The organism is Novacetimonas hansenii, from assembly GCF_014843995.1.
Lineage (GTDB): Bacteria > Pseudomonadota > Alphaproteobacteria > Acetobacterales > Acetobacteraceae > Novacetimonas > Novacetimonas hansenii.
The window spans coordinates 684410-707186 of the sequence record NZ_CP062147.1 but is presented as its reverse complement, the minus strand read 5'-3'; the positions used below and the strand labels follow the sequence as shown (position 1 = coordinate 707186).

General features: G+C 61.7%; 26 protein-coding genes. 10 read left to right on the top strand and 16 right to left on the bottom strand.

Translation table 11 applies throughout. The features are described from left to right. Position 1 precedes the first annotated feature (1 nt). The 14 genes from IFJ82_RS03050 to IFJ82_RS02985 all read right to left on the bottom strand — a co-directional run bounded on the left by IFJ82_RS03050 (position 2) and on the right by IFJ82_RS02985 (position 11680). Positions 2-1423 (bottom strand): DUF3383 domain-containing protein, encoded by a 1422-nt coding sequence (locus IFJ82_RS03050; RefSeq protein ID WP_192265563.1) that lies wholly within the window; start codon positions 1421-1423, stop codon positions 2-4. Positions 1424-1426: 3 nt separating this feature from the next. Next, positions 1427-1972, bottom strand: coding sequence for a phage neck terminator protein (locus tag IFJ82_RS03045; RefSeq protein WP_143456068.1), 546 nt, complete (start codon positions 1970-1972; stop codon positions 1427-1429). Next, complete coding sequence (locus IFJ82_RS03040) at positions 1930-2304, bottom strand: hypothetical protein (protein WP_003621757.1); 375 nt, start codon at positions 2302-2304, stop codon at positions 1930-1932. The genes IFJ82_RS03045 and IFJ82_RS03040 overlap by 43 nt, the downstream gene beginning before the upstream one ends. Positions 2305-2753: 449 nt before the next feature. Beyond that, the gene (locus tag IFJ82_RS03035; RefSeq protein ID WP_003621756.1) at positions 2754-3167 is read right to left on the bottom strand and encodes a DUF4054 domain-containing protein; all 414 of its coding nucleotides are present in this window, start codon (positions 3165-3167) and stop codon (positions 2754-2756) included. Beyond that, the gene (locus tag IFJ82_RS03030; protein WP_062809499.1) at positions 3164-3601 is read right to left on the bottom strand and encodes a hypothetical protein; all 438 of its coding nucleotides are present in this window, start codon (positions 3599-3601) and stop codon (positions 3164-3166) included. Before IFJ82_RS03030 ends, IFJ82_RS03035 begins: the two co-directional genes overlap by 4 nt. Continuing rightward, positions 3601-4659 carry a hypothetical protein gene (locus IFJ82_RS03025; RefSeq protein WP_003621754.1) on the bottom strand — a complete coding sequence of 353 codons (1059 nt, stop codon included), beginning with the start codon at positions 4657-4659 and terminating at the stop codon, positions 3601-3603. Before IFJ82_RS03025 ends, IFJ82_RS03030 begins: the two co-directional genes overlap by 1 nt. Then, the gene (locus IFJ82_RS03020) at positions 4659-5405 is read right to left on the bottom strand and encodes a structural cement protein Gp24 (RefSeq protein ID WP_192266616.1); all 747 of its coding nucleotides are present in this window, start codon (positions 5403-5405) and stop codon (positions 4659-4661) included. The genes IFJ82_RS03025 and IFJ82_RS03020 overlap by 1 nt, the downstream gene beginning before the upstream one ends. 427 nt (positions 5406-5832) lie before the next feature. After that, the gene (locus tag IFJ82_RS03015; RefSeq protein WP_003621752.1) at positions 5833-6195 is read right to left on the bottom strand and encodes a hypothetical protein; all 363 of its coding nucleotides are present in this window, start codon (positions 6193-6195) and stop codon (positions 5833-5835) included. After that, positions 6192-6455, bottom strand: coding sequence for a DUF2778 domain-containing protein (locus IFJ82_RS03010; protein WP_192265561.1), 264 nt, complete (start codon positions 6453-6455; stop codon positions 6192-6194). The genes IFJ82_RS03015 and IFJ82_RS03010 overlap by 4 nt, the downstream gene beginning before the upstream one ends. A 208-nt stretch (positions 6456-6663) precedes the next feature. Then, the gene (locus tag IFJ82_RS03005) at positions 6664-7809 is read right to left on the bottom strand and encodes a DUF2213 domain-containing protein (RefSeq protein ID WP_192265559.1); all 1146 of its coding nucleotides are present in this window, start codon (positions 7807-7809) and stop codon (positions 6664-6666) included. Next, entirely contained in the window at positions 7806-9227 is a 1422-nt protein-coding gene (locus IFJ82_RS03000) for a phage portal protein (protein ID WP_003621749.1), read from the bottom strand. Before IFJ82_RS03000 ends, IFJ82_RS03005 begins: the two co-directional genes overlap by 4 nt. A gap of 502 nt (positions 9228-9729) precedes the next feature. Continuing rightward, complete coding sequence (locus IFJ82_RS02995; protein ID WP_003621747.1) at positions 9730-10944, bottom strand: PBSX family phage terminase large subunit; 1215 nt, start codon at positions 10942-10944, stop codon at positions 9730-9732. Next, on the bottom strand, positions 10941-11228 hold the full coding sequence (locus IFJ82_RS02990) for a hypothetical protein (protein ID WP_003621745.1): 288 nt from the start codon (positions 11226-11228) through the stop codon (positions 10941-10943). The genes IFJ82_RS02995 and IFJ82_RS02990 overlap by 4 nt, the downstream gene beginning before the upstream one ends. 239 nt (positions 11229-11467) lie before the next feature. After that, the gene (locus IFJ82_RS02985; RefSeq protein ID WP_139312538.1) at positions 11468-11680 is read right to left on the bottom strand and encodes a hypothetical protein; all 213 of its coding nucleotides are present in this window, start codon (positions 11678-11680) and stop codon (positions 11468-11470) included. Between the two features lie 516 nt (positions 11681-12196). On the opposite strand from IFJ82_RS02985, the gene IFJ82_RS02980 reads away from it, so the two are divergent. Beyond that, on the top strand, positions 12197-12787 hold the full coding sequence (locus IFJ82_RS02980; RefSeq protein WP_003621740.1) for a TetR/AcrR family transcriptional regulator: 591 nt from the start codon (positions 12197-12199) through the stop codon (positions 12785-12787). A gap of 514 nt (positions 12788-13301) precedes the next feature. Here IFJ82_RS02980 and IFJ82_RS02975 read toward each other — a convergent pair. After that, positions 13302-13595 carry a hypothetical protein gene (locus IFJ82_RS02975; RefSeq protein ID WP_139312539.1) on the bottom strand — a complete coding sequence of 98 codons (294 nt, stop codon included), beginning with the start codon at positions 13593-13595 and terminating at the stop codon, positions 13302-13304. A 285-nt stretch (positions 13596-13880) separates the two neighbouring features. On the opposite strand from IFJ82_RS02975, the gene IFJ82_RS02970 reads away from it, so the two are divergent. The 8 genes from IFJ82_RS02970 to IFJ82_RS02935 all read left to right on the top strand — a co-directional run bounded on the left by IFJ82_RS02970 (position 13881) and on the right by IFJ82_RS02935 (position 20216). Continuing rightward, positions 13881-14231, top strand: coding sequence for a helix-turn-helix domain-containing protein (locus IFJ82_RS02970; protein ID WP_225578756.1), 351 nt, complete (start codon positions 13881-13883; stop codon positions 14229-14231). Continuing rightward, complete coding sequence (locus tag IFJ82_RS02965; RefSeq protein ID WP_192265557.1) at positions 14228-15103, top strand: DUF1376 domain-containing protein; 876 nt, start codon at positions 14228-14230, stop codon at positions 15101-15103. The genes IFJ82_RS02970 and IFJ82_RS02965 overlap by 4 nt, the downstream gene beginning before the upstream one ends. Before the next feature lie 11 nt (positions 15104-15114). Next, positions 15115-15615: a hypothetical protein gene (locus IFJ82_RS02960; RefSeq protein ID WP_147317915.1), complete on the top strand. Its 501-nt coding sequence runs from the start codon at positions 15115-15117 to the stop codon at positions 15613-15615. Positions 15616-15983: 368 nt separating this feature from the next. Beyond that, a complete protein-coding gene (locus tag IFJ82_RS02955; RefSeq protein ID WP_192265555.1) occupies positions 15984-16472 on the top strand; it encodes a hypothetical protein in 489 nt (162 codons plus the stop codon). A gap of 60 nt (positions 16473-16532) precedes the next feature. After that, positions 16533-16838, top strand: a complete 306-nt coding sequence (locus IFJ82_RS02950) for a hypothetical protein (protein ID WP_192265554.1) — start codon at positions 16533-16535, stop codon at positions 16836-16838. A gap of 155 nt (positions 16839-16993) precedes the next feature. Next, a complete protein-coding gene (locus IFJ82_RS02945; RefSeq protein ID WP_062809509.1) occupies positions 16994-17773 on the top strand; it encodes an acetoin reductase in 780 nt (259 codons plus the stop codon). A 127-nt stretch (positions 17774-17900) separates the two neighbouring features. Further along, positions 17901-18686: an SDR family NAD(P)-dependent oxidoreductase gene (locus tag IFJ82_RS02940; RefSeq protein WP_003621725.1), complete on the top strand. Its 786-nt coding sequence runs from the start codon at positions 17901-17903 to the stop codon at positions 18684-18686. 609 nt (positions 18687-19295) lie between these two features. Then, complete coding sequence (locus IFJ82_RS02935) at positions 19296-20216, top strand: delta(1)-pyrroline-2-carboxylate reductase family protein (RefSeq protein ID WP_003621722.1); 921 nt, start codon at positions 19296-19298, stop codon at positions 20214-20216. A 589-nt stretch (positions 20217-20805) separates the two neighbouring features. Here the strand turns inward: IFJ82_RS02935 and IFJ82_RS02930 are convergent. Then, the gene (locus IFJ82_RS02930; protein WP_225578755.1) at positions 20806-21537 is read right to left on the bottom strand and encodes an autoinducer binding domain-containing protein; all 732 of its coding nucleotides are present in this window, start codon (positions 21535-21537) and stop codon (positions 20806-20808) included. 703 nt (positions 21538-22240) lie between these two features. Here IFJ82_RS02930 and IFJ82_RS02925 point away from each other — a divergent pair. Next, the gene (locus tag IFJ82_RS02925; RefSeq protein ID WP_003621721.1) at positions 22241-22732 is read left to right on the top strand and encodes a YaiI/YqxD family protein; all 492 of its coding nucleotides are present in this window, start codon (positions 22241-22243) and stop codon (positions 22730-22732) included. Positions 22733-22777 lie beyond the last annotated feature (45 nt).

Below are 22777 nucleotides of genomic sequence, written 5' to 3'. Positions count from 1 at the left end.
ATTACTGCACCTCCAGCGAAGACAGGCTGATGGACTGGACCGATCCGCCATCGGTGTACCAGAACTGACATGGGGGGGAGGCACGGGCCGCGCGCACGGTGGCGGCGGCGGTGGACGCACCGGGCAGGAAATACCACCCCCGCGTCGCCAGCGTGTCGGAAATGGTGCGCGCGGCCGCGTTGTTGACCTGCTGCTGCTGTGCCGCCGTCAGCGTGACGCCCGCACGGATCAGCCCGAACGCCAGCGCCTGATTGATCGTGTCCTGCACGCTGGCGGCGATCAGCACGTCCCCATCCGCATTATACGGGATCTGCCCGGTATTGAGCAGCAGGCCAAGCAAGGCGCGCTGGAACGATCCGTTCAGCCATACCTGCCCGATATAGCTGTCGGCCCATGCGAACGGCCCGGACACCGCGCCATCGGACAGGAATTCGAAATCCGTGCCCGACCCGGCATACCCGCCGTAATAGCTGTAGCCATTGGCCGCAAGCGTACTGGCCATGGCTGCGGTCTGGACGGTGGGGGTAATCAGGCCGTTTTGCCGGAATTTCAGCGTCGTGCGCCCTGATGTCGTGGAAAAATCCTGCGACGCCATCCATCCCAGCGCAAGGGCGGCGACCATCGGATCGGCATAGATCGGGGTGACGCCCGCCACATCCTGGGCCGCGACCCACGCGCCGAACGCCACCGTCGTGCCTGATACCACCGCCTGCGGATCGGTATCCCACGGCACGTACCAAAAACGCGCCCCCTGTGCGGCCGTCCATTGTGCGAATGCCTGTTTATCGGCCAATGACGGTTCGAACGCGGTGGTAAAGCCGGTCCAGCCGGTATTGACCGCCACCAGCGCATCCATCACGGCCCCCGGCGTGGTGCCTGATGTCGCACCCGATGTGCTTCCTGCCGGCGCGGACAGTGTAACGGTCGGGACAGAGCTGTATCCGCTGCCGCCTGCGCCCACCGTAATGGCGACGACCACGCCGCCCGCGACGGTCGCGGTGGCCGTGGCCCCGCTGCCACCGCCGCCCGACACTGTGACACTGGGCGCGGTGGTATATCCACTGCCGCCATTACCCACCGCGATTGCCTGCACCGCCCCCGCCGACAGCGTGGCGGTGGCCGTGGCGGTCACGGGGCCTTGCGCGCCATCGGCAAAGGTCGGGCATGCGGCCATCAGCAGGGTCGAGGGCGTCTGCACCGCATTGGTGTACCCCGTGAAATAGACCTGCGCCATGTCGTATTCGACGCTGTTTTCCCCGCATATCGCCGCGACATCGGCGGCGGAGGTGAACACGCTGACCCCCGATGCAGGCAGCCCCGCATTGCGCGACAGCACCAGCGCATTGAGGAACGCGACACCGCCCCCCGCCGCAAGGACGCCGGGTGTAACCCGGACGATGGAAGAAACAGGAATGCCGGCCATATTTTACTCCGGTGGAAAGGTTGCGTCGGTCTCGAAAATCCCGACATTGAGTGCGTTTGCGAAATCCTGTGCAAAGGTCACGGTGGAATTGACCTGCAATGACACTGTGACCTGCCACACATCCTCGTACTGCGCGGCGTCGGACACGAAATCGCGCTGTCGGGGCGGGGCGGCGTAAAGCGGCGCGATCGTGCCATATCCCGCCAGGAACGCGGCGCAGGCCGGGTCACGAAACAGCAGCGCGATGCGCCCCGCCCCATCGCCCGCACCCGCGCCATGCAGGTCCACACGCACATCGACCTGCTGCTGCATCCACACGATGCGGCATCCCGCGCCATAGGTCGTGCGGTTGGTGGCGATCCGCCCGCGTCCCGCCACCGTCATGATGGCGAACGCGCCACAGGGCGGGGCCACACGGTTGACCTGCCCCACCATCACCGCATCCGCCGGAAGGGGAATGGTCGCACACAGCCATTGCCCCAACGCCGTCAGCACCGTGCCCTCGGTCACGTCACCTGCGGCTGCCTGCGCACCATCAGCTTCGACCATGCTGTCCCCCATTGCTCCATCTGGCGCACCACCAGCCAGTCCGCGCCATCAAAATTCACAATGTCCCCGCCCGTGCCCGCCGCGCGGTCCATGCCGCCCACATCGCCCGCGACATACACGACCCTTAACGCGCCCTGCTGGCTTAAATCCCCCACATGCGCCAGTTCGTCCGACGACAGCGCCTGCACCCACACCGTCGCCGCAACCACACGATATTGCGGCGTGCGCGTAAAATCGGCATTGCCCACACTGCCGGTGGACAGCTTCAGCGTGGCCGCAGACCCCGGCCCCACAGCCCCCACCACAGCAACCGCCGCACCGAAAAGGTTCATGTCGGCCGTCCTTCATCCAGCAAGGTAAATATCCTTTGGAAATCATGATTTTTAGAGATGCAGGAGGCGCGGTCCTGATCGGGAAGGCCGACGGCATCAGGGGCGTTGCCCCCGAACCCCACCAAAGGGCATTGCCCTTTGGAAACCATGACTGGGTAACAGATCGTGGTGCAGGGGGGCGCTCCCGGTCGGGGGCGGGCTGTGACCTGAGGGGTAACCTGCTGATTGCATCAGGGGCGTTGCCCCTGAACCCCACCAAAGGGCATTGCCCTTTGGAAACCATGACTGGGTAACAGATCGTGGTGCAGGGGGGCGTTCCCGGTCGGGGGCGGGCTGTGACCTGAGGGGTAACCTGCTGATTGCGTCAGGGGCGTTGCCCCTGAACCCCACCAAAGGGCATTGCCCTTTGGAAACCATGAATTTTAACGATTCAGGGTGGGGCGGGGCATTCAGGGCCACACACATGCCGGCTGCGGTCGTCCCGGCACATACCGTGCCAGGCGCATGCGACGCGACATGGCCCAGAACTGCGCGCCATAAGGGGTCTGGTTGAACCATGCGGCAGAAGGGGCCTGCCCCTCCATCTGGGCGCGGACAGTAATACTGCCCTGTGTGGCGTCGCTGATGCGCCCGACAAGGCCATTGCCCTGCATCACCTGCTGATCCAGTTGCGCGATATGCGCCACAAGCAGGTTCAGCAACACCCCCCGTCGCGCCGCGTCCTGCGCGGTGCGGGCACGCGGGGACAGGATCACCGTGGCCTCCGCAAAATATGCGGCGGCCTGTGACGCATTCACCTGCGCCGCCAGCACCACGAAACGTTGCGCCCATGCCGCATAATCGAACGCCACGTCGGCGGTCATGCCGCGTCGCGACGGGTGACACCCACAACCGGCAACGCATCGGGGTCCAGCGGTTCCAGACCCGTGCGGGTGCCCCCATGTTCACGCAGCCACGATGTCGCGCGATCCGCCGTGCGCTCCGCCGCGATCAGGCCATGGCGCAGGGGCGCAAAATCCGGGTTCTGCGCGCACCATGCGCTCCAGAAATCGGCAGGCACCTCCGTCCGGCCCGCCATGCCCAGCAGGCGGTTATCACGCGGGTGATAACGCGGGTCGCGTCGCGCACCGGCCAGGCGGACGGACGCACGCGGCACCGGCGGCGCCATTGCACCCTGCCCCCGCCGGGCATCGCCCGCCCGCGCCGCCAGCAGCGCATCATCATACAGGTCCAGCACCAGCCCCGAGGGCATGCGGCACAGGACCGTAACCGTGCTGTTCGATGTCGCCATATCCATCAGATCCCCGTCATGGTGGCGCAGGCCTGCGGATAGAACCACAACGTTCCCCACGTGCCCTGCGATTTTTTCTGCCGTACGGAGGTGGAGTGACGTTCCACCGCGTGCGCGCGCATCTTTTCCGTAAAGCCGGTGGACACGCTGGCCTGTCCTTCGACCTCATTGACAAAAAGCTGCATCATCGTGGACGCCACCATGCCACCACCCAGCGCGGTCCCGGCCTCGGGCAGGGTCTCGATACGCAGGTTCGGCAGGCTTTCGGCCAACAGTTCACGCAGCTTTACGTTATACTGGTTGGCATAAAGCAGGCACTGCTGACGCTCGGTCGGCAGTACCAATGTCATCGGCGTCTCCAGCGTCAGGTTGCCGCCCATCTGCGTGACCAACTGCGCATACAGGCGCAGCACATCGTCAAAACACTGCAACGGATCGGACATCGCCAGCCAGTCGGCCGCCCCCGTGGCCGTGCCATTGCCCGTGACCTTCGGCAGCGGCTGGATCGCGGCGGGAAGCTGCGGGTCATTAAGCGCACCGTAACATTCCAGCCCCGCCACCCCGAAAAGGTAGGTCAGGTTCTGCTGCTTGCCCAGCACGGAGATGGAGGCCAGGTTGCGCTGGTTCACCAGGTCAATGCGCGCGGCCCCCATGCGCGCGACCTCGCGTTCGCCCCAGCGGGTCCAGGTCTGGTAATGAAAGGACTGGCGGCTGATCCAGTTGGCGTTGGCGTCCACCTCCCCATCGGCGCTGTAATCGCCATAGGCGGCGGTGCGCCCCGACAGTTCGACCACAGGGAACATCGCCGTATCCGTGACCCAGTCGCCCTTGCGCACCTCGCCATAGATCTGCGCCGCGCGGGTGGGCGCGACCAGCGCACGGATCACCACCGGATCGGTATAGGTGGTGAAAATGGCCGGGATGCCGGAATTGGCCGCCGTCACCGCGCCATCGGCATCCATGGCGAGGCCACCTGCGGGGAAATAGTCCCGCACGCCCTCCAGATGGATGCCATATTGCCGCGCCAGCACCGGCGCGTCGTTGCGAAACAGGGATGCGTTCATCAGGAAGCAGCTTTCGTAATGGCGATCAGGCCGCCGGTTGTGGCAGGCAGGGCAACGCGCCAGCCGGTCGCGACATAGCCGTCGGGCACGTCCGCCCCCGGTGCGATGGCGCTCACGCTGCCATCCGTGATGGAGGCGCAGACCACATCCCCCCGCGCGGCGTCATCGGCGCAGGCGCAGAACACGTCGCCCCCGTCCGCCAGCGTGACCATGAAGCCCTGCGGGATGGTCATCGTCGCTTCCTGCAGGTACTGCGTCATCAGCCCCTGCTGTTCACGCACGACAAACCCGTCCGGTGCGGCGGGCGTCGCCACGGGGGATGCAATCGTGACCGTCGGCGCGGTGGTATAGCCCGTGCCCCCGGACGTGACGGTAATGCCCGTCACCACGCCGTTGCTGATCGTGGCCACAGCCACCGCCCCGCTGCCGCCGCCACCCGACAGTGTAACGGTCGGGACAGAACTGTATCCCGCCCCGCCCGATGTGACCGCAAGGGCGGACACGGCCCCGGCGGACACGCTGGCGGTGGCAGTGGCGGTGGTGGTGGCCGTCGCACCGGACGGCGGGCTGTTCAGCACCGATGCCCCGTCCGCCTGCACCCACGCAAACGCCGCGACAGCAACGCCGCCCGCACCCGCCCGCAGGCCATTGGCCCACGCCAGCACCGACCGGCGCGGGTTTTCCGACGCCCACGCACCCGCAAAGGATACGGGCCAGTTATAATTGACCGTATTGGGAAAAGGCATGCACAGCCTCCATATTTTTTAAGTAAAACCGCATGCGGGGGCACAGGCCATCAGGGGCGTCGCCCCCGAACCCCCACCAAAAGGCATCGCCCTTTGGAAACCGGTATTTTCAACAGATCAGGGTGCAGGGCGCGTACCCGCTGCCAGAGCCAGAGCCAGAGCCAGAGCCAGAGCCAGAACCGGGGGGCTCCACGTGCCGACGCGCCTCATGCACCAAGAAAAAACGGATACCGGATCACACCCCCGGACCCAGAGACCGTTTGAAACGTCAGGCGCTATAACATACTGAAATGATAAAGGTTTTGGGTGAATATTTTTCCAGAAACCTTCGAAAGACGCTGCCTTTTTCGATCAAAAGGCAGCACCCAAAAACTTTTCTTGTTTTTATCAATGGCTTGTTTTCAAACAGTCTTTCATAACCCCGAAATTACAACCCCGGGCCGGGATGCGCCGTAACAATGAAGACATCCACATCCGACATGGAACATTCCTCATTCGACGCATCGCTGGTGGTAATGACATCGAATGTTTTGCCGGTCTTCTCGCGAAAGGTAATATGATAAACCTCGCGATACAGGCCGTGCCCTCTGGGCTCTGCCGCAAGGCGCGTGGCCTTCGTGGCCGTGAAATCCATCTGATCCGGGTCAATCATCCCGGCATTTTTCAGGGTTCCATACGCGATACTGCCCGGCCAGTCGGCACAGTCCGGCGCCTTTGCAGGTGCCGCCATGACGCCGGATATACTCGCCACCATCAGGAACGATATCAGACAGGGAATACGGACATTCATTCTGTTACCTTGATAATATGGTCGTTACTCATCCATACCTTCTGACGTGCAGAATATGAAACAATCATACAACCATTCAAAGCACGACCCGGATGTGCCTTGCTGTCACCATGCATCATGATACCAGTACGCCCCAAAGCGATATTCCCATTTATCGGCGTCAGGCGCATTGTATATGCACCGGAATGCGAATGAAAAAACGGCGCACCAATCGAATAATCACCTGCTGGCGTTGGTCCGACATGACGAACGCCCTCCATTGCAGAATTGTTCTTTCCTGCATCAATACCGGACTATCCCTTCGTCACGGGAACACCGTTATCTTTCAATTGTCCGGTAGATTGACGATAGACCCAAGGCATTCCACATCCTGCCATGCTTTTGCGTTGCCCCTGCCCCCCAGCAGGGGGCATCCCCCTTTGGACACCGGTATTTTCAACAGATCAGGGTAAAGCGCCCGGATGCCGCCTACAGCACGCGCGGCGCACGGGTCACGCCAAAGCGGGCGTTGAAATCCGGCGCGGCGTCAGTGGCCAGCGCGGCACCGGGGGCGGCCTGTCGTGTACCGATCACCACATCAACCATCGGGCGCAGGGCCGACGGGTGCAGGGTCGCCACGTCATGTCCCGCCTGCGTCAGCGCATAGCGGTAGATGGCGTCCGCGCTGTCCATGCCGATCACCTCGCCCACCAGCGGGCGGACGGCGCGGCGTGCGTCGTCGATCGCGCCAAGACGGCTGCGTTCCCCCGCCAGCGCGCGGGCCACGGCGTCACGCACGGCGGCGTCCGACGCCATTTCGGGTGCGGTGGCGGGCACGATGCCGGACGGTGTTGCGGACACTGTTTCTGGTGCTGTTTCTGGTGCGGCGCCTGACGTGGCGCCTGACATGGCGCCTGATACGGTGGCAGGGGGACGGCCCACCGCCGCACGCGCCGCCAGCAGGGCCGCCGACAGCGCATCGGGCGCGGTGTCGGGCGTCAGCGCGCCGGTGCGCAGGGCGTGGCCGATGACCTGCAACGTAAAGGTCGCATCGGGTTCGGGTAAGGGTGCCATCATGTTCTCCTGTAGTGCGGAATCGGCCACCAGCACGTCCGGCCCCGCCCGCCCGGCGGGGACAAGGGCGACATGGTTGCCGCGAATATTGCGCATCACCCCGTCATAGGGCTGCCCCCGCCAGCGCCCCGGCGTCATGTCCGCGTCATAGCGATAGGCGCACGACAGTTCACGCCGCCCGCCATCGCGCACCATCGCGATCGCATCGGCGTCCCAGATCGCCAGCGCATTGTCCAGGTACGGGTCGGCAAAGGCGCAGTCGGTGCCGGTCGCGCCCACGGTGATATCGCGGCGCGGGTTGTCCGCCGACACATGCGCATGATCGGCCAGGACAGGGATGGCGTTAAAGGTCGGGGCCGCGCGCGCCAGTTCATCGGGCGCGCGTAAAAGTCGGTACAGGCCATCCGCCCGCAGGCCCAGCGCCACATGACCGGGGATTTCCGACCCCCGATAGGTGTTGACGCCTGCCTTTGAAATATGGGTCCGCGCGACATATAACCGCCCGTCCTCGTCCGTTACACGGACCGAACCGATCCGGTCATGGGCCAGCATATCGGTCATGAATGTCCTTTCGTCGGGGCGACGCCCGCCGCCGCACGCAGGGCGTCGATACGTGCGCGGGCATGGTCAATGTCCGCGCGTTGCGCATCGTCCATCTGCCATAACGGCACGAATGCAAAATCCAGCCGCGGATCGACCTCCCCCCACAGGTGCAGTTGCACCATGCGAAACATCCGGTCGAGCACCGGGGCCACATGTGCCTCCTGAAATGCCGTGATTTCGTCGTAAAAGACACGGATTTCCCCATCAGAGGAGGCATTCAGCCCGGCAGGCTGGATACCGAACAGCTTGACCAGCGGGATACCGGGGATCGAGGCCATGAATTCCTGTGACTGGGCCTGAAGCTCGCTCAGTCCCGACAGCGGGGTGGCGACGATGTCGAAATCCTCGTGCGTGCGGTCGATGACAAAAGTGCCGTGGTTCGACTGATACGCATTCATCGCCTCCACCCGGCCCGTCAGGCTGTCGGTATCGACCTGCGCGGGGCCGGTCCCGTCGCCATCGCCCATCGCACCGGCCATGTCGGTTTTCAGCACCTTGGTCGCAAAATTGCTGACCAGGTCGGACACGGACTGGCGCGTGCGCAGGAAGTTATGGACATAGGTGCGCAACATCTGCGTCAGGCTGGGGCCGCCGAAATTGAAGGCGGGCTTGAAAATATCCGATACCTCGAACGGCACCATCGAAAACAGGCGGCTGGCATCCACCAGCGTCCCCTGCACCCACCATGCGCGCGGGCAAAAGTAATCGGGGCGCAGCGGCATGTCGGCGTTATAGCTGTCGGGGGTGGTCCATAACGGCTCCACATTCAAAAAACGCCTGATCGCGCCACGGGCGATGCCATTGGGCCCGATCACCAGCGGCGTGCCCTGTCCCGCGCTGCTTAACGCCTGTCCCATGTCCGGCCACACATGCCCCAGACCAAAGCCCAGCGCATGGATCACCTGCCGGCGCAGCACCTCGCGCACGCGCAGGCGTCGCATCTCGGCCCGTAATTGCGCCATACGCGCCACAAGCGCGTCGTCGGGCGTATCGGTTTCGGGCGTGGTGATGCGCACCCATTCGCGCGTGGCTTCGCGCGCGATGACCTCAACAGGCTTGCGGAACTCCGCGCGCTGCATCATCTGCGCCAGCAGGGGATAACCGACAAAGCCCAACGCATCGCCAAACGCGCCATCACCGTCCCCCAACCCCATACCGGCCCAGTCATGCACCCCCGACAGCGCCCGGTCCATCGCCAGCGCCCCCGCCCCGCGCACCCCCGGCGGCGGGACATAGGGACGCAGGCCATCGCGCGCACCCGATGGCAGGGCGGACGCCATACGGCCAAAGCGCGGCATGGCGTCGGGACGCGGCACAACGCGCGGTTCACGCCGCACGCGCGGGGGCGTGGGCGCGCGGTGGAACCAGTGTTTCATGATGCTGTTTCCTGAACGCATGCAACAGCCGGACACCGCCCATGGCCTGCACGCTGTTTTGTTAAAGTCACGGTTTCCAAAAGGGAAATACCCACCCCCCACCAGACCCGATCAAAGTCATGGTTTCCAAAGAGCAATGCCCTTTGATAGGGGTTCGGGGGCAACGCCCCTGAGCAACACCCCTAGGCAACACCCCCACCCACCGACCACCACCAAAACCCGGCAAAAAACACACCCCACCAGACCCGATCAAAGTCACGGTTTCCAAAGGGCAATGCCCTTTGGTGGGGGTTCGGGGGCAACGCCCCTGAGCCACACCCCTAGGCAACACCCCCACCCACCGACCACCACCAAAACCCGGCAAAAAACACACCCCACCCGGACCCGATCAAAGTCACGGTTTCCAAAGGGCAATGCCCTTTGGTGGGGGTTCGGGGGCAACGCCCCTGAGCAACGCCCCCTGAGCCACACCCCCTGAGCCACACCCCCTGAGCAACAGCGGTCAGATCCTGCGGATCGCAGCAGGCGTAAAGGCAGGCATGCGGCGGCGGTTACGGATCACCCCATCCAGCGCATAGCGCAGCGCGTCGATCCCGTGGTCCCACCCATCGGCCAGCACCGGCAGCACATCACCCGTCAGGCGGTCCACGCGCCATGAATACAGCCGCAATTCACGCGCAATGTTTTCGCAACGCGGATGCACGCGGATACAGCGGAACGCGCGCAGGCGGGCGATCCCGTCCTGCACCGATCCGGGCCATTTCGCCGCCGCCGTCATGCGAAAACCAAAGCGCGTGGCAAGGTAGCTGATTGTTTCCGGCCGGGAGGCATCGGCGCGCACGGGCCATTCGCGCGCCCCTGGCACATGATCGAACAGGGCGGCCAGATCGTCCATTTCCACCCCCGTTGCGAAGACCTCGTGATCGACATGCACGATGTCATCGGCGATAAAGCACCGCACCATCACCGTCGGATCCCGCGCAAAGCCCCAGTCCACGCCAAAATACAGCCGCGCGTCGGGCGGGGTCGTGAACTCCGCCACCTCCACATGCCCGCCAAAAACCACGGCGTCACTGCGGGTGCGGCATTCGCCCTCCCACACATGGTCATAACTGTCGGGGTCATGACGCAGCATGCGGCGGCGTTCCGCGTCCAGTTCGGGCGGAAACCACGGATTGTCACGCCAGCCCACATGACGCACAATGGCGTCGGGATCATCACGCAGGGCACGCATCATCTGGTGCATCGGCGCGTCCTCGCGCTCCGGGTTATAGGTGAACCAGATTTCCGACCCCGGCGCGCGGATCGTCGGCAAAAGGATGTCCAGACTGGCGCGGCTCAGGCTCTGCGCCTCCTCCACCCAGCAGATATCGACTTTTTCAGTTGACTTGATCGCCTCGACATTACGGCCCAGACCCCGAAACAGGATTTCCGAACCGCATGCCGTGGTCAGCAGGTTTTCACGAATCCGGAACCATGGCCCCAGCCCCAGCGCCGCAACCTGATCCGACAGCAGCCGCCGCACCGAATCGGCCATCGAGCTGTGATATTCCCGACAGCATAATATCCGCAACGGGCGGGCGGCGGCCATCGCCACGATCACCCGCGCGACGGTCCAGCTTTTGCCGCTGCCACGGCCGCCATACAGGATTTTGTACCGCGCCGGACGCATGATATCCGCACAGGCGGGCGGGATTTCAATGCGCACCACCGTCATGCCCGCACCATCGCACCGGTTTCAGGCGATAACAGCGCAGGCGCAATCAGCAATGTGGGCGCACCGGATACAGGCGCACCGGGCACGGGGGACGCATCGCCGGTCCCGGCCGTGGCCTTGCCCCATCCGCGATCAAGTATTTCCTTTAACGCGGCAAGGCGCGTCGCCTCGCTGGCGGCATGGCAGGCAAGGTCAAGCAACGCCGCAACCACGACATCACGATGGGTGCGCAACATTGTTTCAAGCGCGTGCTGCGGGGATGCGCCGTCGCTGTGCCCGGACATCGGCGTCTTTCCTTTATGCTGCACTGCAAAAAGGATGGACCGGGCACAAAAAAAGCCGCGCCGATCACATCATGGATCGGGGCGGCCCGGCATCGGGGCGAAATGTATCAGGTCCATCCCACGGCCCGGGGCGCACCCCTTGCCGAGTAATCGCAATATGTCGCGGAACCTGACATCCCTCAAGAAAAAAAAGCGTCCATGGCGCCAACCGCCATCACGCATGCGTCAGCCCCCATCCCTCAGTCCCACTGAATCGCGGCCGCCGCATGCATCGCGATCCATTTCTGAAAATCCGTTATGGTTTCATAAACGATACCATCGTCTGGCAACTGCATGTCGGTCACGAACCCCACCCGGCCCGTGGAACATTCCAGCACGATCCGCTTTTCCTTGCCCCGGAACAAAGGGGTCCATATCTGGCCGCCACAAATATGGAAATGATGATGCTTCATGACCAGCATATCTCCCTCACATGCCTGAAAATGGATTGCATTTATATGGATAAATAATAGTTAACGCATAGCTGAAATCTGGTAATTGCTTTAGATTTTCACCCAGATTTCGCAAACGCACTTATATTTTACACATAACCTTCATGGCAGATATACAGATTTTCGTAATATGAACATCCGTTACATCACAGGTGTCGAAGCTTATGTAGAACAGCAAAGTTTCAAATGCGTACCTTCATCACATTTTATAATCTTCACGTTATAACAACATCCGTTGACACCAAAGCATAACCCTTTTGCCGTGAAAGAAAGCTAATGGGTTATATTTTGGTTCGGCAACCAAAATAATCGGTCCGGTCCAATATTCCGCGCACCTGCGCCCCACAAAGCACACCTGCCGCGACGGCCCTTCGCGCGCGGCGCACATGTGCAACGCGGTGGGGGTCTGTTCCGTTGGGGGCGTACTTATTGTAATATGCCCGCGCGACACAGACGCCGAGACGGACAAGGACGCCCATGAACACCCCCCTTACCGACCATGACGAAACCGTTGCCCGGATTGGGGAACTGTTTCGCACACACGGATATGCCGGCACGTCGCTGTCGCAGATCACGCAGGCCACCGGCAAGGGGAAGGGGAGTCTGTACCACTTCTTCCCCGGCGGTAAGCATGACATGGCCGAACAGGTCCTGGCGCAGGTGGAGGCCTGGTTCGCCACCAATGTGTTCGACATTCTGGACGCCGCCGCCCCCGATGACGCGATCGCGCGCATGTTCGCCGCCATCACACAATGGTATCAGGAAGGACGGCGCGGCAGCCTGTTCGCCGCCTTTACGCAGGAAGCCGCGACGCGCGCGCTGTTTGCGCGGCGCATCGACGTGTTCTTCCGCCGCTGGGTCATCGCGCTGCGCAACATGCTGCGTCGCGCGGGGGTGACGGGGGGACAGGCGACCTACCTTGCCGAAGACACCATCGCCGCCATCCATGGCGCGCTGATGCTGGCGCAGGGGCTGGATACGCCACGGCTGTTCACCCGCATGATGGACCGCGCCGCCGCGACCTTGCGTGATGCCTTGCCACACAGGGCACAGCCCGCCCGCCGCTGATTGCTGCAACTGGTGCGGGGGTGGGATATGGGCGCCGATGGGGGATGGGACGCCGTCCCCCATCGCATGGGCACTGCCATCATTGACATGCGGGGCGGTCCTGTCACGGATGATGGTGCCCCCCCCCTGTATGGGATAGCTGTCTGGGATAGCTGCCTGAAACATCAGGCTTAATAATATCCTGAAATCATAACGGTTTTTGTGAAGTTTTTCCTAAAAGACTGTTTGAAACGTCAGCCTTGATAACATACTGAAATTATAAAGATTTTTGGTGAAGCTTTTTCTAAAAAGCTTCAGAAGACGCCGCCTTTTTGAAAAAAGGCGGCACCCAGAAACTTTTCTTTTTTATCAATGATTTGTTTTCAAACACGCCCTGACACTCATCCCGCGTCACGCCGCATGCCAGAGTAAGGCGGCATAAATGCGCCTTATCCACAGATTCTGGGGAAGGATTTACGCACAATCCTGTGGATAACACGTGTGCGCCCCCTGAATCATGGGGGGCGACAGGGGGTCATGCGCCCCCGTCCCCCTGCAGGTCGCGTGCGGCATCGGCGGCATCGGCGGCGCGGCTTTCGCCCATGTCGCTGGCCCATGCCTCCACCTCCTGATCCACCCGCGCCAACGCCGTGCGCACGGTGTCACATTCATCATCCAGATACCCCAGAAGGTCGGCCCCATCATACGCCCCCTCAAACCGGGTGGCCGACAGTTCGGACCGGATCTGTGACAGGCGCAACAGCCGTGCCCGCAACTGCGCCACATACCGCACCGCCCAGCGCGGATGGTCCGCACATATAGTGTCCATCTCTCCCCCACCATGCATGCATATCGTCCCTGACATCCTGTTACAGGGGTATAATGTGCATTTTTTATATACAAATGCACAAGGCCAAACTCCCCCCCCTACCGTCACACACGCCCCCTCCCCGCGTGCGCCGGACCCGTTCAATACGTGGTAATCAAAGGGTTTCGTCCTTTTTCAGGGCGGGGTGCAAGGGCGTTTGGGGCGCGCATCCGGCCTTATGGCGATGTGCAAAATTTTCGCTTGCATTTTGTTCGTCTTTATCACACACCGTTTTGTATGAAAAAAATGCACACGCAGCCGGACCCTGTTCCGGCCCCCCACACCCGGCGCGCGCCCTTGCGCCCGGGCATATCGCACCGCACGCGGCCACCGCGCATTGACTGGTCCCGGCTGGACCCACAGGTCGCGCACCTGCGGGACAGCGGGCTGAGCAATCGGGAAACGGCGCGTCGGCTGAACCTGAATGTCAAGACGATGGAAACCCGCCTGCGGCACCTGCGGCTGCATCAGGCGGCGACGCATATGGCCTTGCGCGGGGACGAAGTACGGCGCGCCTGCCTGAACTGTGACGCGGCGTTTATTGCGGATGGGCGTTTCCTGCGGCTGTGCCCCACCTGCCGGACGATGTTCGGATGAACGCGCCCCCCGACATGACCGCCCCGGCCCCGTTATCACCGCCGGATTGTGACCTGCGCGGGTATGAGTTCATGCCCCTGTTCGGGCATCGGCTGTTTTGCGGGCCGTTATATACCCAATGCACCGATGCGGAATTCCGCGCCGCGCTGCGCCTGTGGTGGTCGGCATGGAATCAGGTGCCCGCAGGCAGCCTGCCGATGGAGGATCGCGCACTGGCGACGCTGGCTGATTTCGGGCGCGATGTGCGGGCATGGCGGCGGGTGCGCGCACGGGCGCTTGACGGGTTTGTCGCCTGTTCGGACGGACGCCTGTACCATCCGTTACTGGCGCGCGAGGCCACACGCGCCCATGTGGGCCGGGTCCGGGCGCAACGGCGTCGCAATGATGATGCCGAACGCCTGCGCCGGTGGCGGGGGACACGGTCTGACCCGCCCGATACCCACCCCGACCCCACACCCGCGAAACGCGTTTCATCCGGCGTGGACAGGAACAGCAAGAGTGAGAGTAAGAATGAGCCCCCCGCCGCGCCGTACGCGGCGCGTCCGCCGGTCCCCGGCGCGGCGACGGCTGACATGATGCCCCCCGATGCAACGCGAACCCGGAATATGGCGGCGATGGTGGCGCAGGCGGGGGACCTGACGGGACGCGGCCCGCGACAGGCACGGGCGCTGGTGGGGCAATGGATGAAGATGGCCGGTGACGATGCCGCGACGCTCGGCGGGGTGCTGCATGACGCCTGTGTGCTGCGCCCGGCGGACCCGGTGGCATGGGTGGTCGCGTCCCTGCGCCAGCGCACCGGCGACGGCCCCGCGCACGCACGCGACACGCGGCTGGCGGCATGGGACGCCATACCGGACCTGCGCGGGATATGACGATGCATGACATGACCGACCCACACGCCACCCCCATTCCCGCCGTGCCGGACGGATGCGCATGGCGTCCGGCGGCGGGGGATGTCGCGGGCCTGCTGGCGGCCATGCGCGCGGGGATGACCATCCTGCCACGCGATCTGACGCCCGCACGCCTGCACGCCCTGCGCACGCAGATGGCCCATGCCGATAACGCCGCCCGCCCCGCGCCGCCGGTCGTCATTGCCGCGTGGCTGAAGAAACTTGCCCCGCTGGTCAGCAATCCCCCACCCACGGCGCAGGTCGTGGGACAGACCGCCGCCATTGCCGAAGTCTGCGCCGATATCCCGTTCGGGGCATGGACACCCGCCACCCGCATGGCCTGGTGCCGACAGCCGCCGCGCAACGGATATCCCGTCGGCGCACGCTGGCCCGCGCCCGGCGAACTGCATGCCCTGCTGTACCCAACAGCACAGCGCATCCGCACGGAACAACATAATTTGCGGCGGCTGCTGACATTGCGGGAACGGGAATGACCCTTTGGAAACCGTGACTTCGTCAACAGATCAGGGTGCGGGGAACATGCGTCCCGCCGGGGCCGGGCGGAGCCGCGGAGAGGGCGACTGTTTGAAAAGTCAGGCGTGACAACATCCTGAAATCATAAAGGTTTTTGGTGAAGCTTTTTCCAAAAAGCTTCGAAAGACGCCGCCTTTTTGGAAAAAGGTGGCACCCAAAGATTTTTCCTGTTGTTTATCAATGGGTTATTTTCAAACACTCTCTGAATGCGACATTCAGGGGCTTTGCCCCCGCACCCCCACCAAAGGGTATTCCCCTTTGGAAACCATGACTTTTCGGCCGATGTCCCTGCTGCCTTATGCCATCGCGTTTTTTCAGGAGTCTTCATATGCCCCGTCTTTACACCGCCACCACCGCGCGTCCCGACATGGGCGCCCCCGGTCCAGCCGCGCGTGCGCGCGAGGTTGTGTCCGACATGGTCGTCACCACCCCCCGCACCCCGGCGCAGGCCGTGCGGCGGGTGCGGTGTGAATGTATGCTCGACCGGCTGTTTTACCGCGCCAACAGCGCCATAGATCCCGCACAGTATCGCGCGGGCCTGCGCTTTCGCGGCCTGTGGACGCGTGCGGCGCGGCAGACACCGTTAACACAGTCCTATCGCCCCACAACGGGCGACGCCCGTGGCCCGGCGGGCGGGCATGATCCGGTCACGTGGGCGGTGCTGGAGCTGAACGAAGCCCTGTCCTGCCTGAGCGCCGCGCAAAGCCGCGCCGTCATCGCCACATGCGGCATGGATGAACCCACCGGCCTGCGCACGCGCACGCTGCGCGCGGGACTGGATGCGCTGGACATATTCTGGCGCAGGGCAAGGAGCTGATCTCCGCCGGTTGGAAAATACAGGACGGCCTGAACACAACGCATGGACAGGAGATAGAAAATGCTTCGGACCCTGCCTTTTGCAAAGGCGCTGTTTTGTAAAGATTGCCGCCGAAATTTTCATGATTCCGATCACTGGCCTGCGCTGACACCCCCAACATTCCAATATCCCTTGGGGGACAAAAATACCCCCGGCCCCACCAGAAGATTGCCTGAAAACAGACCAGCAATAAAAAACAAGAAAAGCGTCAAAAAAAACCTTATGATTTCAGCATGTTATAAGTCCAGACATTTCAAACATCCTGTAAAAGTCACGGTTTCCAAAGGGCAATGCCCTTTGGTGGGGGTTCGGGGGCAAAGCCCCTGAGTAAAGCAAGCCCCCATGGAGAAAGCCCCCCTGAAGCAAACCCCCCGCCCCATCACAAATAACGGAAGGCACATCCCTTTCCCCCTGTCGCGGCGTTAGTGCCTGCAACGCGGCGCATCCCGCGCTGTCGGGACAATAAAGAAAGAACATCGTTCATGTCTCTTGTTGGGAAAGTGGCCGTCGTGACGGGTGCGGCACAGGGCATCGGGCGCGGCATTGCGTTGCGTCTGGCGCGTGATGGCGCGGACGTGGCGCTGGTGGATATGAACATGGACCGCCTGGCGCAGGTGCGCGCGGACATCATGGCGCTGGGGCGCAGGGCGGTTGCCATCAGCGCGGACATCAGCGTGCGTGACGAGGTCTTTGCCACCATTGCACGGACGATGGAGGAACTGGGCGGTGTTGACATCATGGTCAACAATGCAGGCGTGGCGCAGGTCAAGCCGTTGCTGCATGTGACACCCGACGACATGGGACGGATTTTCCGCATCAATGTGGACGGCACGTTGTGGGGGATTCAGGCCGCAGCGGAGGCATTCAGGAAACAGGCATGCAAGGGCAAGATCATCAATGCCTGTTCCATTGCGGGGCATGATGGTTATGCGCTGCTGGGTGTCTATTCCGCGACGAAATTCGCGGTGCGGGGCCTGACGCAGGCGGCGGCAAAGGAACTGGCGACCTTTGGCATCACGGTCAACGCCTATTGCCCCGGCGTGGTGGGCACGGACATGTGGGTGGAAATCGACCGCCGCATGGCCGAGGAAACCGGCGCGGAAATCGGCGCGACATACAGGAAATATGTCGATGGCATCACGCTGGGCCGGGCGGAAACGCCCGATGACGTGGCCGGTTTCGTCGCATGGCTGGCGGGGCCGGATTCCGATTACATGACAGGACAGTCGGTGCTGATTGATGGCGGGCTGGTGTTTCGCTGACACCATGGGGCGCGCGGGGGTTCACGCCCGCGTGTCATGATGCCTGTGGCGCGCGGGGGCGCGGGTGGTGTACGCTGCCGCCCGGTTATCGTCACACCACACGGAAAACGACCATGGGAAAGCAGCCATGAAAATTGACCTTACGGGCCGGACGGCCATTGTAACCGGATCGACAGGCGGCATCGGGCTGGCCATCGCCACGGGTCTGGCGGGGTGCGGGGCGCGCGTTGTGGTCAACGGGCGCAGGCAACCGGCGGTGGACCGGGCGGTGTCCATCGTGTCGGGGGCGGGCGGCGACGCGGTCGGGTTCGTGGGGGACCTTGGCACGGCAGACGGATGCGCGGCCCTGGTCGCGGCGCATCCATCATGCGATATCCTGATAAACAACCTTGGCATTTTCGAACCCAAGGATTTCTTTGACACCCCGGACGAGGACTGGACCCGTTTTTTCGAGGTCAACGTCATGTCAGGCGTCCGCCTGTCGCGCGCATACCTGCCGGGCATGCAGGAACGCGACTGGGGGCGGGTGGTGTTCATCTCGTCTGAATCCGCGCTGAACATCCCGGTGGAAATGATCCATTACGGATTCAGCAAGACCGCACAGGTGGCGGTGGCGCGTGGCCTGGCGGAACGGATGGCCGGGACGAACGTGACGGTCAATTCCGTCCTGCCGGGGCCGACCCTGTCCGAAGGGCTGGCGGAAATGTTGCGGCCAGAGCAGGAAAAAACCGGAAAGACGCTGGAGGACGTGGCCGCCGACTTTGTCATGACGCATCGTCCCTCCTCCATTATCCGTCGCGCCGCAACGGTGGAGGAAGTCGCAAACATGGTGGTGTACCTGTCCTCGCCCCAGGCTTCGGCCACCACGGGGGCATCGGTGCGCGTCGATGGCGGGGTGTTAAGCGTCATCTGAAAACCCCATCCATGAGATCAAAAACAAGAAAAGTTTTTGGGTGCCGCCTTTCGATCGGCAAAGGCGGCGTCTTTCGAAGCTTTTTGGAAAAAGCTTCATCAAAAACTTTTATGATTTCATGATCTTAGCGGACTTAGCTTTTTTTGGGATCGAATCTCATGAGGATGGGGGCAGATTGTTCGCAACCTCATGACCATAAATCGCGATTGAGAAAGCAAAACACCCTATCCGGCCTTCCCTGTAAACATCAGCGTTCCTTAAGAGACTGTTTGAAAAGTCTGGCCTGATAACATCCTGTAATTATAAAAGTTTTTGGTGAAGCTTTTTCCAAAAAGCTTCAGAAGACGCCACCTTTTTGAAAAAAGGCGGCACCCAAAAACTTTTTCTTATCAACGCGTTGTTTTCAAACACTCTTCCAAGTAACGGAAATAACTCTCTTCATTTTCGATCAGGCTTTTCAGCCATGGCGACATAGGCACAAAAGGACAGGCAACGCACAGGGAAAGGCACGGCCCCTGCTCCATATCCATGCCCCCTTGACGCGCGGCGTGTGACGCGGTGCAATCGTGGCACCATCCGTCCCGATCCATACGAATAAACAGGCCCCCGATGAAACATTACTGCGCGACGCAGACACAGGCGCTGCTGCCATTCCCGGCGCTGGTGGACATGCTGGCGCGCACCGTGCGCGATTACGCGGGCGGCACCATCGCCTGCCCCGAACGCACCACCGTTCCCACCCACGATGGGGGCGGGGTGCTGATGTGCATGCCCGCCGTCGGGGCGGACCTGATTACGACCAAGCTGCTGACGATCTTTGGCGCGAACACGGCGCTGCACCTGCCGGCCATACAGGGGACGGTCACGTGCGCGGATGCGCATGACGGGCGGTTCCTGTTCGGGCTGGATGGGCCAACGGTCACGATGCGCCGCACCTCGGCCATCAGCATGCTGGCGATCCGCACCTTCGTTCACGGGCATGTGCGCCGCGTGCTGGTGATCGGCACCGGCACGCAGGCCCTGGCACATGTGGAGGCATTGGCCGCCCTGCATCCCGCCATCGAGGTTGCGATCCGTGGCCGCACCCCCGACCGGGCGGAGCGTTTTTGCACCCAGCACGCAACCGACCGCCTGATGCTGCGTCCCGAACGGGCCGGGGCAGAGGACGGATTTGATGTCGTCATCACCACGACATCCAGCACCACGCCCATTTTCGACACACCCGCCGATGCGCGCCGCCTGGTGATCGGGGTTGGGGCCTATCGCCCGGACATGGCGGAAATCGCCCCGCAGGTCGTCCGCGCCAGCCAGATTTACGTGGATGATCCCATCGGCGCCCCGTCAGAGGCCGGGGACATCCTGCAGGCCGGTGTGCCATGGGGGGATGTCCGCGCCCTTGCGCAGGCATTCGACACGCCACGCGACCCGGCCCGGCCCGTATTTTTCAAATCCGTGGGATGCGCGGCATGGGACCTTGCCGCCTGCCGGGTCGCACGCGACATGCAGACACGCCTGTCACCCGAAGCCTAGGGCATTTCCACCGAAAACCGGTCCGGTGAAAATGCTCCGGTTTATTGTTTTTACGAGCATCTTCACCTGTTTGAAGGCACGCCTTCAAACAGGATCTGCCCTAGCCCCACAGACCGTTTGAAAAGTCAGGCTCGACAACATTCTGAAATCATAAAAGTTTTTGGTGAAGCTTTTTCCAAAAAGCTTCAGAAGACGCCGCCTTTTTGAAAAAAGGCGGCACCCAAAAACTTTTCCTGTTTTTTATCAATGAGTTGTTTTCAAACACTCTCTAAGAAAAGTTCTTGGATGCTGCTTTTTGATCGAAAAAGGTAGAGTTTTCTGAAGCTGTTTCCAAAAAGATTTACCAAAAAACCTTATATTATTTAAGGATATTGTTAATCCTGACTTTTCAAAAACAGGACTCTACCTGAAAACTTTTCCCATGCCGCCCCGACGACCATTCCCAAACAGCTCCCCAGCCATTCGTCAGGGTGGGTATATAACGAACTGATCCAGCGGCAATGATTCCGTGCCCTGATGGACATGACATGCAGGCCCAATTTGCGTTCCCGATCTGGCAGGTTGGCAAAGACTGTGTGGAAACACCCCGTTACAGGTTGATAAGGCCCAGTGCCAGCGCACGGATGACGGTGGTGACGCGGTTGGGGCATTGCATCTTGCGCTGTGCGTTCTTCAGGTGAAAATTGACGGTGTTTTCATTAATCATCAGGATATCGGCGATATCGCCCGACGTCTTGCCATGCGCCACCCATGTCAGGCATTCGCATTCGCGTGGCGTCAGGATCTCTGGCGCATCATCCGCTGGCCCCACTGCTGCGGTCAGTTGCCGGAAACGTTCGTGATATTGTGACGTCAGCATCGACAATGCCATGCGCGTACGTATCGGCAGCATGGGCGAAATCTGGCGCTGTCCAAAGCTGGCATAGAAAATCGACGCATCCGGGCCATGGATGGGCACGGTAAAGCCATTGCGCACCCCCAGGTCAAAGATATCATGCGTCAACGCAACCGCAGGCCCGGAAATCGGGTCGCATGACCGCCATTCAAACCCCGACATGCTGCGCAATGCGCGTTGCAGCAACGGATCCACCCGACCATAATTGTTGCGCAGGTAATGATTGATCCATGCGCGGGGATAATTTGTCAGGGCAGGACGCAGGCCACCGGGGCGGTATTTGGGCATCGTGCCCATGATGGCGTAAAAATCACCCACCGTACCGATGGCCGTGTTAAACCGTGCAGCAAGTTCCCCCATATTCCGCGCCCGAAGCATGGCCTCCAGCGTGTCCATGGTTGCATTATCAAAAAAACCAGCCGTCACGAAACCACATCCCGCTTGTAAGGAACCGATAGGTTATGAGAGACCGGCGGAAAACATGTCATTGATGGGACATAAAAAGCTTTTGGGTGCCATCTTTTTTCAAAAAGACGGCGTCTTCTGAAGATTTTTGGAAAAAGCTTCACCAAAAACCTTATATTATTTAAGGATATTGTTAATCCTGACTTTTTAAACAGTCCCTATATCAGGATCTTTCAAAAACTTTCCCTATTCCAACAGGTTACTGTTCCCCAATATTTCCAGCCATCTCTTATGGTCTGGACCCTATCACACCGTTTTGCGTGATGCCACATGGCATGGCGGCAATCTGTCGGGGAAACATCGTGCGTTCACAAGGAGATTTTGCAATATCCGTCTTTTTGAAAAAGCTTCACGAAAATATCGACTTCTGGGAAGCAGGCGTTTTGTGAAATTATTCCCTTTCCTTATCAATGGGTTAATTTGAAATCGCATCCGCTTCGCGCGCGCCGCTGTCTTTTACCTTTGGGATGGGGGAATCCTTGGGGCAACATCCCTGTGCGTGCCTGCTACCTTGATATGCATTTTAAACATTCATTCAGAATGGATCTTATTGCCGGGCATTCTGCGGCCCTGCGCAGGGGGCTGCCCTTGTCACACATGTGCAAGGCGGCCTAAAACGGGGAATGACCGTGTATTTCCATGCCCCGGCGGGGTAAGCGCCACCATGACCCGGATCTTTATTGACGCCGATGCCTGCCCGGTGCGCGATGAAACCTATCGCGTGGCGCTGCGCCATGGGGTGCATACTTTTGTCGTGGCAAACCGGATGATCGCCATCCCGCCCTCGCCCCTGATTGAACGGGTTGTCGTGACACAGGGCATGGATGTCGCCGATGACTGGATCGCCGGGCATGCCCACGCCCATGATATCGTGATTTCAACCGATATCCCGCTGGCCGCGCGATGCGTGGCACAGGGCGCCTGCGTGCTGGACCCGCGCGGGCGCATCCTGGATGAAAACGCAATCGGCATGGCGCTTGCCGTCAGGAACCTGATGGACGACCTGCGCTCCACCGGGGCCATCATGCAGGGGGGACGCGGCTTCTCCCGCGGGGACCGCTCCAACTTCCTCTCCGCACTCGACACCGCCGTCGTGCGCGCCCGCAAAAACGCCACACGCCCAAAACCACCCCCGTTCGTCCTCCCAACAGAATGACAGGGACGGGCCGCGCCCGGAGGGTGCATCTGTTATAAGTGCAGC

What these genes read in the sequence shown, in the direction of transcription:
- IFJ82_RS03000 (WP_003621749.1), bottom strand. Translation starts at nt 9,227, where the DNA reads ATGAAACACTGGTTCCACCGCGCGCCCACGCCCCCGCGCGTGCGGCGT.
- IFJ82_RS03030 (WP_062809499.1), bottom strand. Translation starts at nt 3,601, where the DNA reads ATGGATATGGCGACATCGAACAGCACGGTTACGGTCCTGTGCCGCATG.
- IFJ82_RS02940 (WP_003621725.1), top strand. Translation starts at nt 17,901, where the DNA reads ATGAAAATTGACCTTACGGGCCGGACGGCCATTGTAACCGGATCGACA.
- IFJ82_RS03010 (WP_192265561.1), bottom strand. Translation starts at nt 6,455, where the DNA reads ATGGAGGGCGTTCGTCATGTCGGACCAACGCCAGCAGGTGATTATTCG.
- IFJ82_RS02925 (WP_003621721.1), top strand. Translation starts at nt 22,241, where the DNA reads ATGACCCGGATCTTTATTGACGCCGATGCCTGCCCGGTGCGCGATGAA.
- IFJ82_RS02990 (WP_003621745.1), bottom strand. Translation starts at nt 11,228, where the DNA reads ATGTCCGGGCACAGCGACGGCGCATCCCCGCAGCACGCGCTTGAAACA.
- IFJ82_RS02955 (WP_192265555.1), top strand. Translation starts at nt 15,984, where the DNA reads ATGCCCCGTCTTTACACCGCCACCACCGCGCGTCCCGACATGGGCGCC.
- IFJ82_RS02985 (WP_139312538.1), bottom strand. Translation starts at nt 11,680, where the DNA reads ATGAAGCATCATCATTTCCATATTTGTGGCGGCCAGATATGGACCCCT.
- IFJ82_RS02935 (WP_003621722.1), top strand. Translation starts at nt 19,296, where the DNA reads ATGAAACATTACTGCGCGACGCAGACACAGGCGCTGCTGCCATTCCCG.
- IFJ82_RS02980 (WP_003621740.1), top strand. Translation starts at nt 12,197, where the DNA reads ATGAACACCCCCCTTACCGACCATGACGAAACCGTTGCCCGGATTGGG.
- IFJ82_RS02975 (WP_139312539.1), bottom strand. Translation starts at nt 13,595, where the DNA reads ATGGACACTATATGTGCGGACCATCCGCGCTGGGCGGTGCGGTATGTG.
- IFJ82_RS02970 (WP_225578756.1), top strand. Translation starts at nt 13,881, where the DNA reads ATGCACACGCAGCCGGACCCTGTTCCGGCCCCCCACACCCGGCGCGCG.
- IFJ82_RS03005 (WP_192265559.1), bottom strand. Translation starts at nt 7,809, where the DNA reads ATGACCGATATGCTGGCCCATGACCGGATCGGTTCGGTCCGTGTAACG.
- IFJ82_RS03040 (WP_003621757.1), bottom strand. Translation starts at nt 2,304, where the DNA reads ATGAACCTTTTCGGTGCGGCGGTTGCTGTGGTGGGGGCTGTGGGGCCG.
- IFJ82_RS02960 (WP_147317915.1), top strand. Translation starts at nt 15,115, where the DNA reads ATGACCGACCCACACGCCACCCCCATTCCCGCCGTGCCGGACGGATGC.
- IFJ82_RS02995 (WP_003621747.1), bottom strand. Translation starts at nt 10,944, where the DNA reads ATGACGGTGGTGCGCATTGAAATCCCGCCCGCCTGTGCGGATATCATG.
- IFJ82_RS02945 (WP_062809509.1), top strand. Translation starts at nt 16,994, where the DNA reads ATGTCTCTTGTTGGGAAAGTGGCCGTCGTGACGGGTGCGGCACAGGGC.
- IFJ82_RS02950 (WP_192265554.1), top strand. Translation starts at nt 16,533, where the DNA reads ATGCTTCGGACCCTGCCTTTTGCAAAGGCGCTGTTTTGTAAAGATTGC.
- IFJ82_RS03045 (WP_143456068.1), bottom strand. Translation starts at nt 1,972, where the DNA reads ATGGTCGAAGCTGATGGTGCGCAGGCAGCCGCAGGTGACGTGACCGAG.
- IFJ82_RS03025 (WP_003621754.1), bottom strand. Translation starts at nt 4,659, where the DNA reads ATGAACGCATCCCTGTTTCGCAACGACGCGCCGGTGCTGGCGCGGCAA.
- IFJ82_RS03035 (WP_003621756.1), bottom strand. Translation starts at nt 3,167, where the DNA reads ATGACCGCCGACGTGGCGTTCGATTATGCGGCATGGGCGCAACGTTTC.
- IFJ82_RS03050 (WP_192265563.1), bottom strand. Translation starts at nt 1,423, where the DNA reads ATGGCCGGCATTCCTGTTTCTTCCATCGTCCGGGTTACACCCGGCGTC.
- IFJ82_RS02965 (WP_192265557.1), top strand. Translation starts at nt 14,228, where the DNA reads ATGAACGCGCCCCCCGACATGACCGCCCCGGCCCCGTTATCACCGCCG.
- IFJ82_RS03015 (WP_003621752.1), bottom strand. Translation starts at nt 6,195, where the DNA reads ATGAATGTCCGTATTCCCTGTCTGATATCGTTCCTGATGGTGGCGAGT.
- IFJ82_RS03020 (WP_192266616.1), bottom strand. Translation starts at nt 5,405, where the DNA reads ATGCCTTTTCCCAATACGGTCAATTATAACTGGCCCGTATCCTTTGCG.